The 13,976-nt window shown below is 63.7% G+C and carries 10 protein-coding genes; 9 read left to right on the top strand and 1 reads right to left on the bottom strand.

Annotated elements, in window-relative coordinates:
• Nucleotides 1-86 precede the first annotated feature (86 nt).
• The 6 genes from L8F45_RS14300 (at nucleotide 87) to L8F45_RS14275 (ending at nucleotide 5,913) form a co-directional block, all read left to right on the top strand.
• The gene (locus tag L8F45_RS14300; protein ID WP_425330023.1) at nucleotides 87-1,256 is read left to right on the top strand and encodes an ABC transporter substrate-binding protein; all 1,170 of its coding nucleotides are present in this window, start codon (nucleotides 87-89) and stop codon (nucleotides 1,254-1,256) included.
• Nucleotides 1,257-1,419: 163 nt separating this feature from the next.
• Nucleotides 1,420-2,340, top strand: coding sequence for a branched-chain amino acid ABC transporter permease (locus tag L8F45_RS14295; RefSeq protein ID WP_342358552.1), 921 nt, complete (start codon nucleotides 1,420-1,422; stop codon nucleotides 2,338-2,340).
• Nucleotides 2,341-2,521: 181 nt separating this feature from the next.
• Nucleotides 2,522-3,496, top strand: coding sequence for a branched-chain amino acid ABC transporter permease (locus L8F45_RS14290; RefSeq protein ID WP_425330022.1), 975 nt, complete (start codon nucleotides 2,522-2,524; stop codon nucleotides 3,494-3,496).
• Complete coding sequence (locus tag L8F45_RS14285) at nucleotides 3,489-4,241, top strand: ABC transporter ATP-binding protein (RefSeq protein WP_342358551.1); 753 nt, start codon at nucleotides 3,489-3,491, stop codon at nucleotides 4,239-4,241. Before L8F45_RS14290 ends, L8F45_RS14285 begins: the two co-directional genes overlap by 8 nt.
• Nucleotides 4,242-4,466: 225 nt before the next feature.
• Nucleotides 4,467-5,165, top strand: a complete 699-nt coding sequence (locus L8F45_RS14280) for an ABC transporter ATP-binding protein (protein ID WP_342358550.1) — start codon at nucleotides 4,467-4,469, stop codon at nucleotides 5,163-5,165.
• Between the two features lie 295 nt (nucleotides 5,166-5,460).
• Complete coding sequence (locus tag L8F45_RS14275) at nucleotides 5,461-5,913, top strand: cupin domain-containing protein (protein ID WP_425329922.1); 453 nt, start codon at nucleotides 5,461-5,463, stop codon at nucleotides 5,911-5,913.
• A gap of 226 nt (nucleotides 5,914-6,139) precedes the next feature.
• Here the strand turns inward: L8F45_RS14275 and tam are convergent, their stop codons facing one another.
• Nucleotides 6,140-6,910 (bottom strand): trans-aconitate 2-methyltransferase, encoded by a 771-nt coding sequence (tam, locus tag L8F45_RS14270; RefSeq protein WP_342358549.1) that lies wholly within the window; start codon nucleotides 6,908-6,910, stop codon nucleotides 6,140-6,142.
• Nucleotides 6,911-7,078: 168 nt separating this feature from the next.
• Between tam and L8F45_RS14265 the strand changes: the two genes are divergently transcribed.
• The 3 genes from L8F45_RS14265 to L8F45_RS14255 all read left to right on the top strand — a co-directional run bounded on the left by L8F45_RS14265 (nucleotide 7,079) and on the right by L8F45_RS14255 (nucleotide 13,829).
• Complete coding sequence (locus tag L8F45_RS14265; RefSeq protein ID WP_342358548.1) at nucleotides 7,079-9,454, top strand: bifunctional salicylyl-CoA 5-hydroxylase/oxidoreductase; 2,376 nt, start codon at nucleotides 7,079-7,081, stop codon at nucleotides 9,452-9,454.
• Between the two features lie 322 nt (nucleotides 9,455-9,776).
• Entirely contained in the window at nucleotides 9,777-11,021 is a 1,245-nt protein-coding gene (locus L8F45_RS14260) for a flavin-dependent oxidoreductase (RefSeq protein WP_342358547.1), read from the top strand.
• 390 nt (nucleotides 11,022-11,411) lie between these two features.
• Nucleotides 11,412-13,829 (top strand): transketolase, encoded by a 2,418-nt coding sequence (locus L8F45_RS14255; RefSeq protein ID WP_342358546.1) that lies wholly within the window; start codon nucleotides 11,412-11,414, stop codon nucleotides 13,827-13,829.
• The last annotated feature ends 147 nt before the right edge of the window (nucleotides 13,830-13,976 follow it).

Raw genomic sequence — 13,976 nt, 5'->3', positions numbered from 1 at the left:
GCCGGGTTGGCAGCGTGGTGGGCGCGCGCCAAGATGGCGCAGCGGATTTTTAAGGGGCGGCGTAAGCCGCGGAGGAGAGTGAAATGATGAAGCGAACTGGCGGCGCATTGCTTGCGCTCGCTCTGGCTGCGGCGCTTGGCGGCCCGGCCGCCGCGCAGGAGAAGCTGAAGATCGGCATGATCCTGACGCTGTCAGGGCCCGCCGCCAATCTCGGCGAGCAGGCGCGCGACGCGATCAATCTCGCCGTCAAGAATCTCGGCGGCAAGGTCGGCGGCGTCGACACCGAGGTCATCACCGTCGATGACGAATTGAAGCCCGACGTCGCGGTGGCGAAGGTGAAGGCGCTGGTCGAGCGCGATGGCGCGCAGTTCGTCGTCGGTCCGATCTTCTCGAACGTGCTGCAGGCGATCTTCAAACCGGTCACGGATTCGAACGCGATCCTGATCAGCCCGAACGCGGGGCCGTCGAGCTACGCCGGGAAGCAGTGCAACGCGAATTTCTTCGTCACGTCCTATCAGAACGACCAGGTCCACGCGATCCTCGGCAAATATGCGCAGGACAAGGGCTACAAGCGCGTCTATCTGCTGACGCCGAACTATCAGGCCGGCAAGGATTCGATGGCCGGCTTCAAGAGCAAGTTCAAGGGCGAGATCGTCGAGGAATCCTATGCGCCGCTGAACACCATGGATTTCTCCGCCGATCTCGCGAAGATCGCAGCGGCGAAGCCGGATGCGGTGTTCACCTTCATGCCGGGCGGCATGGGCGTGAATCTTGTGAAGCAGTATCGTCAGGCTGGTCTGCAGACGATCCCGTTCCTGTCGGCCTTCACGGTCGATGAATCGACGCTGCCGGCGCAGCAGGATGCGGCTGTCGGATTCTTCGGCGGCGCGAACTGGGCGCCGAACTTCGATAACCCCGTCTCGAAGAAATTCGTCGCGGACTATGAAGCGGCGACCGGCAAGGTGCCCGGCACCTACGCCATGCAGGCCTATGACGCGATCATGCTGATCGACAGCGCGATCAGGGCCGCGGGCGGCAAGCTTGGCGACAAGAAGGCGATCACGGCGGCGATGAAGAAGGCGGACTTCAAGTCGCTGCGCGGGTCGTTCGCCTTCTCCAACAACAATTACCCGATCCAGGACCTCTATCTCGTGCAGGTGGCCAAGCGCGCCGACGGCAAGTTCGAGACGCAGATCCGCGAGAAGATCTTCGCAAACGACGTCGATCCCTACACGAAGGAATGCGAGATGAAGTGAGAGGCTTCCTTCTCCCCGCTTGCGGGGAGAAGGTGGCGAGCGAAGCGAGCCGGATGAGGGGCCGCATTTAATGATCACACCGCCCCTCACCCGGATTGCGTTCCGCAATCCACCCTCTCCCCGCGAGCGGGGAGAGGGGACTGCGGCGACTTTGCGTTCTTAAATGTCCCTCACGCTTTTCCTCGTGCAGTCGCTCAACGGGCTGCAGTTCGGCGTGCTGCTGTTCCTGATCGCGGCCGGGCTCACGCTCGTCTTTGGCGTGATGGATTTCATCAATCTCGCCCATGGCGTGCAATATATGGTCGGAGCCTATCTCGCCGCCTGGTTCACGGCGATGACGGGGAATTTCTTCTTTGGCCTCATGCTCGCGCTGCCGACGGCGCTGCTGTTCGGGCTGGCGTTGGAAGCGCTTGTGTTCCGCCATCTCTATGGGCGCGATCATCTCGATCAGGTGCTCGCGACTTTCGGCATCATTCTCTTTCTCAACGAGGCGGTGAAGGTCGCCTGGGGCGCGGCGCCGCTGAGCGTGCCGATCCCTGACGCGCTCTCGGGCAGCGTGCGTCTGATGGACGGGTTGCTTTATCCCGTCTGGCGTCTCGTCGTGATCGGCTCGGGCTTCGCGGTTGCGGTGCTGCTCGCCGTTCTCGTCAGCCGCACGCGCATCGGCATGCTGGTGCGCGCAGGAGCTGCGAATGCGCCGATGGTGTCGGCGCTCGGCGTCGATATCGGCCGTCTCTTCATGATCGTTTTCGGCTTCGGCGCGATGCTCGCAGGATTCGCCGGCGCGATGGTGGCGCCGATCCTCTCGGTCGAACCCGGCATGGGCGACAATCTCTTGATCCTCACCTTCGTCGTCATCGTCATCGGCGGCATCGGCTCGATCCGCGGCGCGTTCGCGGCGGCCTTGCTCGTCGGTCTCGTCGATACGCTGGGCCGCTCATTCGGCCCGCAATTGCTGCGCATGATGCTTGATCCTTCCGCGGCGAGCCAGACCGGCCGCGCGCTCGCGCCGATGCTGATTTACATTTTGATGGCCGCCATTCTGTTTTTCAGGCCGGCCGGCCTGTTCCCGGCGCAGCGATGATGTTGCTGCAAGCCCGCTGTTATTTCAGTCGAGCCGCGACGGCGCCATTCCTTCCCCCCGCTTGCGGAGGGGAGGGTAAGGGTGGGGGGATTAGCCGCCGCTCGCGGCTTAAAGGCGCCCCCCACCCTCGGTCCCTCCCCTCCGCAAACGGGGGGAGGGAGGCGAACGGCGAGTGCGCGCCTTGATCGCCGCCGTGAGAGAAAATCGTCCTTTCAACGCTCGCGAAATCGCATTCGCGATCCTGATCGCTTGTCTCGCGCTTGTCCCGCTCCTCGCGAAAGCAGGCGCTGAAAGCTACATCATCGATCTCGTCATGCGGATGATGATCTTTGCGATCGCAGCGCTGTCGCTTGATCTCATCCTTGGCTTCGGCGCCATGGTGTCGTTCGGCCACGCCGCTTTCATCGGCATCGGCGCTTATGCCGTCGGGATTCTCTCCTCGCACGGCGTCGAGGAATTCTCACTTCAGCTCATCGCCGCGCTTGTCGCCTCGGCGCTGTTCGCGCTCGTGACAGGCGCTTTGTCGCTCAGGACGAAGGGCGTCTATTTCATCATGATCACGCTGGCATTCAGCCAGATGATCTTCTTCTTCGCGGTGTCGCTCTCCGCCTATGGCGGCGATGACGGGCTGACGCTGCCTGGCCGCAGCCGACTCCTTGGCGCGCCGTTATTCGCCAGCAATAGCGGCATGTATTACGCGGTGCTTGTCGCGCTCATCGGATGCTTTCTGCTGTTGCGCGCCGTGGTCGCGTCGCGCTTCGGCCGCGTGCTGCGCGGCGCGAAGGAGAACGCTGTGCGCATGGAGGCGATCGGCTTCTCAGCCTTCCGCTATCAGCTCGCAGCCTATGTCATCTCGGGCATGATGGCTTCGCTCGCGGGCGCGCTGCTCGCCAACCAGACCGGCTTCGTCTCGCCGGCCTATATGTCCTGGCAGCGCTCGGGCGAATTGCTCGCAATGACGATCTTCGGCGGCGTCGGCACGCTCGCAGGCCCGATCTTCGGCGCCTTGGCCTTCCTGCTGCTGGAGGAATGGCTCGCTGGCGTCACGCAGCATTGGAAGATGATTTTCGGTCCCATTCTCGTGCTCGTCGTGCTGTTCGCGCGCGGCGGCGTCATGGGAGTCGCGGCGCGACTGACGGGCGCGCGCCATGGCTGAACCGCTGCTGCGCGTCGACAATCTCTGCAAGCGCTATGGCGCGCTGACGGTCTCGGATGGCGTCTCGCTCGATGTCGCGCCGGGCGAACTGCATGCGCTGATCGGCCCGAATGGCGCGGGCAAGACGACGCTCATCCATCAGCTTTCGGGATGGCTGCGCTCGGATTCCGGCCGCGTCAGCCTCGCCGGCGAAGACGTCACAAGGCTTCCCATGAGCGAACGCGTGAAGCGCGGACTGGCGCGATCTTTCCAGATCACCTCGATCTTGCCGGGCTTTTCCGTGTTGGAAAATGTCGCGCTCGCCGTGCAGGCGCGCGAGGGATCGAGCTTCCGCTTCTTCGCCGCCGCCGCGAAGGAGAAGAGCCTCAATGATCAGGCGATGGCGGCGATCGAGCTTGTTGGGCTCGGGCCGCGCGCCATGATTCCGGCCGGCGCGCTCTCCCATGGCGAGAAGCGCCTGCTTGAAATCGCGATCGCGCTTGCGACCGAGCCCAAGGCGCTGCTGCTCGACGAGCCGCTGGCGGGAACCGGCAAGGAGGAGTCGCTCGCCGTGACCGCGAAGCTCGCGGAGCTCAAGGGCCGCTTCGCCATCGTGCTGATCGAGCACGACATGGAGGCGGTGTTCGCGCTCGCGGACCGCGTCAGCGTGCTCGTCTATGGCAAGGTCATCGCGACGGGAACGCCGGACGCCATCCGCAGCGATCCCGCCGTGCGCGCCGCCTATCTCGGCGAGGAGGCGGCGTGATGATGCGAAGCTTTGACACCCCGCTCCCTTACCCTCCCCCACCAGGGGGGAGGGGAGCGGAAGCATCGCGCGCTGATCCCAACAACCGTGTTGTTCGCAAGAAAACGCGGATTGTCGTTTCAAGAGGCAGCCATAGTGCCGCGCGTTCCCTCCCCCCTTGTGGGGGAGGGTGGTCCGCAGGACCGGGAGGGGGGTCTTCAAGATCAACTCATCAGGAACTCCGCCATGCTTGAGGTGCGCGGACTTCAGGCGGCCTATGGCGACAGCCAGGTGCTGTTCGATGTCAATCTCGATATCGGCCCCGGTGAAGTCGCGACGCTGCTCGGCCGCAACGGCATGGGCAAGACGACGACCATCCGCACGATCTTCGGCCTGATGAAGGCGAAGGCGGGCAAGGTGAGTTTCGCCGGGAAGGACGTCACCAATGCGCGGCCCTTCGCCATCGCGCAGCTTGGCCTTGGACTGGTGCCGGAAGGCAGGCAGATTTTCCCGACGCTTAATGTCGAGGAGAATCTCATCGCCACGGCCGCGTCGCGGTTCGGCCCGGCGCGCTGGACTCTGGAGCGGATTTATCAGCTCTTTCCCAGGTTGCAGGAGCGCAGGCGAAATATGGGCAACCAGCTCTCCGGCGGCGAGCAGCAGATGCTCGCGATCGGCCGCGCGCTGATGACCAATCCAAAGCTCGTCGTGCTCGACGAGGCGACCGAAGGGCTGGCGCCTCTGATCCGCGCCGAAATCTGGGCCTGCCTCGCCGCTCTGAAGAAGGACGGCGAATCCATTCTCGTCATCGACAAGAATGTCGATGCGCTGGCGAAGCTCGCCGACCGTCATGTGGTGATCGAGAAGGGCCGCGTGGTCTGGGCGGGATCGAACGAAGATTTGAAGAAAGCGCCCGAAATCAAGGATCGTTATTTGCATGTGTGAGGATTTCCGGAAGAACGCGCTCCATCCCCGGAACGGTGGAGCGAAGCGCAGCGGAGCGGAACCGTGTCCGGGGTCCAGCGGAAAAATGGCGCCGCTCGCCTCGGCGAAGCCGGAGCGACTTCGCTCCGGCGTAGCCGGGCAGGCGCGCGTGAATTTTATCCCTATTGAAGCGCTCGCTCCGCTCGCGATTCTTTCGCTGGACCTCGGTCTCCATTCCGCTCGGCTCGCGCCTCGCTTCATGGAACCGGGGACGGGGAGCGAGTGAAGGGCCGATGCAAACTAAAAGGAGAACCGCATGATGAAAATGTCTGCTGGCGTCACGCGCGCCGATGAAGGAATCGACCGAATCTCCTGGAACATCCTCGGCCAGACCTATGTGCCGAAGCAGGTGAGCGAGCATTCCATGTCATGGCATGCGACCTTTCCTGTTGGCACGTTTGTGCCGCCGCACATTCATCCGACTCAGGATGAATTCATCTACATGCTCGAAGGCCGCTTCGATCTCCTGCTCGACGGCAAGGAAGTGACGGCGGAAGCCGGCGATCTCATCCGCCTGCCGATGGGCATCCCGCACGGCATCTTCAACAAGACCGACCGCACGGTGAAATGCTTCTTCTGGGTCGCGCCGACGCGAAGGCTTTATGATCTCTTCTGGGCGATCCACAATATGAAGGAGCAGTCGCCGCCGGAGGTGGTCGCGCTTTCGGCGAAGCACGAGGTCGATTTCCTGCCGCCGCCGGAGGCGTGAGGCGCGTCGCTCAATTCACTGCATATGGTCGCGCCTGCGGCGCGACATCTTGCGCTGGGCCCCGGACTTCATTCCGCTGCGGCTTCGCCTCGCTACATGAATCCGGGGACGGAGAGAGCTTCATTCCAAAACATTGAAGCTGTCTCCGTCCCCGGAACGGTGCAGCGGAACGAAGTGAGCGGAACCGTGTCCGGGGCCCAGCGCAAGAATTCGCGAAGCGGCTTCTCTACTGCGTCGCGACAACAAACAACCTCGGAAACGGCAACAGCACCGTCCCGTCATCAAGCGCGGGATAGGCCTTCGCCAGTTCAGCGCGATAGCGATCGAGATAAGCCTCGCGCTCGGCTTCGCTGAGCGGATTGATGAAGGGCCTGAGCCCTGTCGCCTTGAACCACTCGACGATTCCGTTCGCGCCGCCGGCGAGCGGATGATGATAGATCGTGCGCCAGACATCGACGCGAACGCAGTGCGGCTTCATCAGATTGTAGTACCAGTCCGGGGACTCCCGCGGCGCGCGCGCCCCGGCGGCTTTGGCGAGCTTGTCCTTCCACGGCCCGTCGGCGGCCACCTCGCGCATCAGCCGGTGGGCCGGCTCATCGAGATTATCGGGCGTCTGCACCGCGAGGCTGCCGCCGGGCGCGAGCTGCGCCACAAGGCGGGGATAAAGCGAGACGTGGTCCGGCACCCATTGCAGCGCGGCGTTGGCGAAGATCACGTCGAGCGGCTCTTTCGCGCTCCAGGTCTCGATCGCCGCAACCTCGAAGGGAATGTTGGGCAGCCTCTTGCGCGCCGCCTCGATCATCTCGGGCGAACTGTCCATGCCGGAGACCGCGGCTTGAGGAAAATGCGCCGCCAGCGCCTCGGTTGAATTTCCGGGCCCGCAGCCGAGATCGATGGCCCGGCGCGCGTCGGTCGTCGGAATGGCGCGCAGGAGATCGCGCACCGGCCGCGTCCGCTCATCCTCGAACGTGACATATTGTTTGACGGACCAGCTCATGAACGGCCTCCAACGGCGGATTGCGCCTCTTAACCCAGCTACGCCCCGCGGTCGCGCGCCGCCACGCCGCAGGGCGCATGCCCGGCCGGCTCGGGCCACAGCCCCTTTACGAGCCGGCCGGAACCAATTATTTTAAGCTTAAAGCATTTTTGGACGGCGGAGATCGAGATGGAGATCGGCGTCATCGGCGGCGGCCCGGCCGGGCTCTACGCCGCCATCCTGATCAAAAAGAGCTTCCCCGAGGCCCATATCCGCATCATCGAGCGCAACCGCTTTGATGACACCTTTGGCTTCGGCGTCGTCTTCTCCGACCAGACGCTGGACGCCTTCGAGTCGGCGGACCGCGAGAGCTATCGCGCCATCACCGACGCCTTCTCCTACTGGGACGATATCGAAATCGTGTTCGGCGGCCGCCGCCAGCGCATTGGCGGCAACGGCTTCTGCGGCTGCTCGCGCCGCACGCTGCTGCTGATCCTGCAGAAGCGTGCGCGCGAACTCGGCGTCGAAATCTCGTTCCAGCAGGAGGCGCCGGGCCTCGACGCCTTCCCCAACGCTGATCTCATCATCGCGGCTGATGGCATCAACAGCCGCGTGCGCGAGACGTTTCGCGATCACTTCCAGCCCGAGACTGATCTCAGGCCCAACCATTTCACCTGGATGGGATCGACGCGGCCGTTCGACGCCTTCAACTTCTTCTTCCGAGAAACCGAGCATGGCGTTTTCATCGCCCATTGCTATCAGTATGAGGCCGGCGCCTCGACCTGGGTGCTCGAAACCGATCCGCAAACTTTCGCGAAGGCCGGACTCGGCGCGATGGATGAGGCGCAATCCGCGCGCTTTCTCGAAAAGGTGTTCGCCGAGGAGTTGCAAGGCCACAAGCTCATTACCAACCGTTCGCTCTGGCGCCAGTTCCCAATGATCCGCAACAAGCGCTGGACCATGGATGATCGCGTCGTTCTTCTCGGCGACGCCAAGGCGACCGCGCATTTCTCGATTGGCGCCGGCACCAAGCTCGCGATGGAGGATGCGATCGCGCTTGATCGCGCGCTCGTCACGGCGAAAGGTAATGTGAAGGACGGGCTTGCGCGCTTCGAGACCGGGCGGCGCGAGGAGGTCGAGAAGACGCAGCATTCCGCCGACGTCTCTCTCGTCTGGTTCGAGCATGTCTCGCGCTACATCAAGATGCCGCCGCTGCAATTCGCTTTCGGCCTGATGACGCGCGCGAAATCGATCACCTACGACAATCTCGAATTGCGCGCGCCGGAATTTGTCGCGGAAGTCACCGCCGACTTCGCCAGGAGCGTCGAGCATGCGGGAATCGTCGCGAAAGCCGAGCGCAAGCGGCAGCCGGCCTATCAGCCTTTCCGGATGCGCGACATGGCGCTCGCCAATCGCCTCGTGATGTCGCCGATGTGCATGTATTCCGCGGTCGATGGCATGCCGCAGGATTTCCATCTCGTGCATTACGGCTCGCGCGCCATGGGCGGCGCCGGCCTCGTCTTCACCGAGATGGTGTGCGTGTCGGAAGATGCGCGCATCACGCCGGGCTGCGCCGGACTCTGGAATGATGCGCAGCTTGCGGCCTGGCGAAAGATCGTCGATTTCGTCCACGGTCATTCGCATGCGAAGATCTGTCTTCAGCTCGGCCATGCCGGCCGCAAGGGCGCATCGAAATTGATGTGGGACGGCATGGACCGGCCGCTGCAATCAGGCGGCTGGGAGATCATGTCGGCGTCGCCGCTGCCCTATTACCCCGAAAGCCGGACGCCGCGTGAAATGACGCGCGCCGACATGGATCGCGTGAAGGCGGATTTCGTGCGCGCCGCCGAGCTTGGCGATCGCGCCGGCTTCGACATGCTGGAGATGCACGCCGCCCACGGCTATCTCCTCGCGAGTTTCATCTCGCCGATCACCAATCATCGCGCCGATGAATATGGCGGCTCGCTTGCGAACCGGCTGCGCTATCCGCTCGAAGTGTTCGCAGCCATGCGCGACGCCTGGCCGAAGGAGAAGCCGATGTCGGTGCGCATTTCCGCGACCGACTGGATCGAGGGCGGCATCGACGGCGACGATGCGGTCGAGATCGCGGAAGCCTTTGCGCAAGCGGGCGTCGATCTCGTCGATGTCTCGACCGGCCAGACTTCGCCGAAGTCGCGCCCGATTTATGGCCGCATGTTCCAGACGCCTTTCGCCGAGCAGGTGCGCAATGTCGCGAAGGTGTCGACCATGTGCGTCGGCAATATCACCTCGGTCGATCAGGCGAACACGCTGCTGATCTCGGGCCGCGCCGATCTCATCGCGTTCGGCCGGCCGCATCTCGCCGATCCCGCCTTCGCGCTGCGCGGCGGCGCCTGGGCCGGCGTGAGCGACATGGGCGTGCCGAAGCCCTACCAGCCGGGCTATGACCAGCAGCTCCGCAACGCGCCGCGCGACAAGGCCGATTTGATTGATCTCAAAATGCGGGCGAAGCCGAAGAGTCGTCTCGGCGAATCCCGTCTCGACGCAGCAGCGCGCGAGCGTTTGCAGGCGAAGGCGTGGACATAAGAGACGATGCGCATAGATTGAGCGCATCGCGGCGGAGGAGGCGGGCGCCGTCCCCGGTTCCATGCAGCGAGCGTCAAGCGAGCGGAATGGAGACCGGGGTCCAGCGGGAGAAGTTGCGCCGAAGGCGCTCTCAATTTGCGCTCGCTCCCGCCTTCGCAAAGCTGATGGCTTTGCTTCGGCGTGGCGGGTCGCTCGCAAGTCATTCTCTGGCCCCGGACACGGTTCCGCTTCACTTCGTTCGCTTCACCGTTCCGGGGACGGCGAGAGCGTGAATTGAATAACGCGCGAGCGCTGATAAGAATCAGCGCATCGGAGGAACAGCATGAAAGTGATCATCGCAGGCGCCGGCATCGGCGGATTGACGCTGGCGCTGATGCTGCACAAGCGCGGTCTTGATGCGGTGATCTATGAGCAGGCGAGCCAGGTGCGCGAGATCGGGGTCGGCATCAACACGCTGCCGCATGCGATCAAGGAGCTCGCCGATCTCGGCCTGCTTCCCGCGCTCGACAAGGTCGGCGTGCGCACGCGCGAATTGATCTATCTCAACATGCAGGGGCAGGAGGTGTGGCGCGAATTCCGCGGCCTCGACGCCGGATTCGACGTGCCGCAATTCTCCATCCATCGCGGCAAATTCCAGAAGGCGCTTTATGACGCCGTGATCGAGCGGCTCGGCAAGGATGCGGTGCGCACCGGCCGCAGGCTTGCAGGCTTCATTCAGGGCGAGGGCGGCGTCACCGCGCATTTTCTCGATACGGCCGACGGTCTGTCGAGCGAAACCGTGCGCGGCGATATTCTCGTTGGCGCCGATGGAATCCACTCCGCCGTGCGCGCGCATTTCTATCCGCAGGAAAAAGATCCAAGCTGGAACGGCGTGATGATGTGGCGCGGCGCAACCGACTGGCCGACCCATCTCGACGGGAAGACCATGTACATCTCGGGCGGCATGGGCGCGAAGTTTGTCTTCTATCCCATCGGCGCCGGCGAGAGCGACAAGACGCGCCTCACCAATTGGGTCGTCAATGTGAAGGTGGCGGATGGCGCGACGTCGCCGCCGCCGAAGAATTCATGGTCGCGTCAGGCGCGGCTCGAAGAAGTGCTGCCTTTCGCGCGCCGTTTCAAAATTCCCGATATCGACATCGAGGCGCTGGTGCGCGCGACGCCGGGCGTGTGGGAATATCCCATGTGCGACCGCGATCCGCTGCCGCGCTGGCATTTCGGCCGCGTGACTTTGCTCGGCGATGCGGCCCATCCCATGTATCCCGTAGGATCGAACGGGGCGTCGCAGGCGATCCTCGATGCGCGCTGTCTCGCCGACGCGCTGGCGAAGTCGGAGCATCCGCTGCGCGCGTTGATGCTCTATGAGCAGGAGCGATTGCCGAAGACCGCTGACATCGTGAAGGTCAATCGCGTCGGCGGCCCCGAGCGCGTCATCGATGCGGTGGAGAAGCTGAAGCCCGCGGGCTTCGACGATATCGACAATGTGCTGAGCTACAATCTGCGCAAGGCGATCGTGAAGGGCTATGCGGAGACCGCCGCCTTCACCGTGGCGCAGGTCAACAAGCGATAGGCGCTCGCTTCGCGCTCGCTGGCGCTCGCGAGTCTTTCGCTGGGCCCCGGTCTCCATTCCGCTCGGCTCCCGCCTTCGCGAAGCAAAGCTTCGCTTCGGCGTGGCGGGTCGCCTCGCTTCATGGAACCGGGGACGGAGAGAGCTTCATTCTAACGCATTGAAGCTGTCTCCGTCCCCGGAACGGTGGAGCGCAACGAAGTGGAGCGGAACCGTGTCCGGGGCCCAGCGAAAGAAGCTGCGCCGCAGGCGCTCAACCAACTTCAGCCCACCCCGGACTCGCCATTTCCGGTCATAACATTGCTCAGCAGCCCCCAATTTCGCAATCGCTCCCGGCTTGACCCCGGCCTGATCGGCGCCATCGTGGCCGGCATTGCCGCTTTCGAGCCCGCCATGCCGATTTCCGCCCGCGACCTCGCCCTTCTCGGCCAGTTGGAGAAGAAGGCGCTGTGGCTTTCGTCCTGGATGATCCACAACGCCAATCATTTGAGGCCAAGCGAGGACGGGCTGAAGGTCGGCGGCCATCAGGCGTCGTCGGCCTCGCTCTGCGCGATCATGACCGCGCTCTATCTGCGCGCGCTCAGGCCGCAGGATCGCGTCGCGGTGAAGCCGCACGCTTCGCCCATTTTCCACGCGCTGCAATATCTCATGGGCAAGCAGACGCGCGAGAAGATGGAGAATTTCCGCGGCTACAAGGGCGCGCAGAGCTATCCCTCGCGCACCAAGGATTCAGACGACGTCGATTTCTCCACGGGATCGGTTGGCCTCGGCATCGCGCAGACTTTGTTCTCGTCGTTGGTGCAGGACTATGTGAAGGCGAAGGGCTGGGCGAAGGGCTGGCCGGAAGGCCGCATGGTTGCGCTCTGCGGCGACGCCGAGATGGACGAAGGCAACATCTTCGAGTCGCTGCTCGAAGGCTGGAAGCATGGCCTGCGCAATTGCTGGTGGATCATCGACTATAACAGGCAGTCGCTCGACGCCGTCATCCGCGAAGGGCTGTGGGAGCGTTTCGAGACGATCTTCCGCAACTTTGGCTGGGACGTCATCATCCTGAAATATGGCGCGCTGATGCAGGCGGCGTTCAAAGAACCCGGCGGCGAGCGATTGCGCGACTGGATCGATAAGTGTCCGAACCAGCTTTATTCCGCGCTGACCTATCAGGGCGGCGCCGCGTGGCGGAAGCGCCTCAACGACGAGATCGGCGATCAGGGCGCGGCCACGAAGCTGATCGAGAAGCGCAGCGACGACGAGTTGCAGAAGCTGATGACCAATCTCGGCGGCCATGATCTGCCGGGATTGTGCGACGCATTCGAGAAAGCGTCGAAGCATGACCGCCCGACCTGCTTCATCGCCTACACGATCAAGGGCTGCGGCCTGCCGCTCGCCGGCCACAAGGATAATCATGCGGGATTGCTGACGCCGGCGCAGATGGAAAGCGTGCGTGCGGCGATGAATATTCGCCCCGGCCACGAGTGGGACAAGTTCGAAGGACTCGACTCGCCAGAGTTCGAGATCCAGATGTTCCTCGACAAGATTCCGTTCGCTCAAGCAACGCAACGTCGTCTGCCGTCGTCGCGGGTCGCCATTCCCGCGACGCTGCCGACGCCAGCGGCTGGCGCAAAGCCCCTGTCGACGCAAATGGCGTTCGGGCAGATTCTCAACGAGGTCGCGCGCGAGGACTCCGATTTCGCGAAACGCATCGTCACGACCTCGCCCGACGTGACCGTGTCGACCAATCTCGGTCCCTTCATCAACCGCAGAGGATTGTTCGCCCGCGCCAGCATGGCCGACACGTTCAAGAACGAGCGCGTGCCCTCGACCTATTCCTGGGAGTTTTCGCCGAAGGGCCAGCATTGGGAGCTCGGCATCGCCGAATCCAATCTCTTCATCATGCTGTCCGCGCTCGGCCTCTCCCATTCGATCTTTGGCGAAAGGCTGCTGCCGATCGGCACGGTCTATGATCCCTTCATCTATCGCGGCGCCGATCAGCTCAATTACGCCTGCTATCAGGACGCGCGCTTCATCCTCGTTGCGACCCCTTCGGGGATTTCGCTGGCGCCGGAAGGCGGCGCGCATCAGTCGATCGGCACGCCACTGATCGGCATGGCGCAGGATGGCCTCTGCGCCTTCGAGCCCGCCTTCGCCGATGAGCTCGCGGTGATGATGCGGTTTGCGTTCGACTATATCCAGCGCGATGGCGGATCGGGTGGAAGCGAGCCAAATGAAAAGACATGGCTGCGCGATGAAACCGGCGGTTCGATCTATCTCAGATTGACGACGCGCGCGCTGGAGCAGCCGATGCGCGAGATGAGCGCGGAATTGAAGGAAGACATCGTCGACGGCGCCTACTGGCTGCGCAAGCCGGGACCGAACGCGCAGATCATCGTCTGCTATCAGGGAACGGTCGCGCCGGAGGCGATCGAGGCCGTGGGGCTGATGGGCGAGGATCGCCGCGACATCGGCCTGCTCGCGATCACGTCGGCCGATCGTTTGAACGCAGGCTGGACGGCGGCGCAGCGCGCGCGCGAGCGTGGCCTCGTGCATGCGACAAGCCACATCGAACGGCTGCTCAGCCTCGCGCCGCCCCATTGCGGTCTTGTCACTGTGATCGACGGCCATCCCGCGACGCTCGCCTGGCTGGGCGCCGTGCATGGCCATCGCACGCGCACGCTCGGCGTCGAGCATTTCGGCCAGACCGGCTCGCTCGCCGATCTCTATCGCCATCACGGCATTGATGCTGAGGGGATTCTCAAAGCGGCGGAGGCGCTGAGCCCCGGCCGCCCGATCCGGGCGCTGAGCAGGGTGGCTTAGGGCTCGATCTTTTCCAAATCGTCATTCCGGGGCGTCGCGCAGCGACGAGCCCGGAACCCAGAAAACCTCTGAGCCGCACATGGGTTCCGGGCTCGCGCCTTCGGCGCGCCCCGGAATGACGATCTGGATCAAAAGCGCGCTCAGCAG

The organism is Terrirubrum flagellatum (genome assembly GCF_022059845.1).
GTDB classification, from domain to species: Bacteria; Pseudomonadota; Alphaproteobacteria; order Rhizobiales; family Beijerinckiaceae; genus Terrirubrum; species Terrirubrum flagellatum.
Note: the sequence above shows the minus strand (reverse complement) of the source record. Positions and strands in the feature narration are given on the sequence as shown.

What these genes read in the sequence shown, in the direction of transcription:
- L8F45_RS14300 (WP_425330023.1), top strand. Translation starts at nt 87, where the DNA reads ATGAAGCGAACTGGCGGCGCATTGCTTGCGCTCGCTCTGGCTGCGGCG.
- L8F45_RS14295 (WP_342358552.1), top strand. Translation starts at nt 1,420, where the DNA reads ATGTCCCTCACGCTTTTCCTCGTGCAGTCGCTCAACGGGCTGCAGTTC.
- L8F45_RS14285 (WP_342358551.1), top strand. Translation starts at nt 3,489, where the DNA reads ATGGCTGAACCGCTGCTGCGCGTCGACAATCTCTGCAAGCGCTATGGC.
- L8F45_RS14280 (WP_342358550.1), top strand. Translation starts at nt 4,467, where the DNA reads ATGCTTGAGGTGCGCGGACTTCAGGCGGCCTATGGCGACAGCCAGGTG.
- L8F45_RS14275 (WP_425329922.1), top strand. Translation starts at nt 5,461, where the DNA reads ATGATGAAAATGTCTGCTGGCGTCACGCGCGCCGATGAAGGAATCGAC.
- tam (WP_342358549.1), bottom strand. Translation starts at nt 6,910, where the DNA reads ATGAGCTGGTCCGTCAAACAATATGTCACGTTCGAGGATGAGCGGACG.
- L8F45_RS14265 (WP_342358548.1), top strand. Translation starts at nt 7,079, where the DNA reads ATGGAGATCGGCGTCATCGGCGGCGGCCCGGCCGGGCTCTACGCCGCC.
- L8F45_RS14260 (WP_342358547.1), top strand. Translation starts at nt 9,777, where the DNA reads ATGAAAGTGATCATCGCAGGCGCCGGCATCGGCGGATTGACGCTGGCG.
- L8F45_RS14255 (WP_342358546.1), top strand. Translation starts at nt 11,412, where the DNA reads ATGCCGATTTCCGCCCGCGACCTCGCCCTTCTCGGCCAGTTGGAGAAG.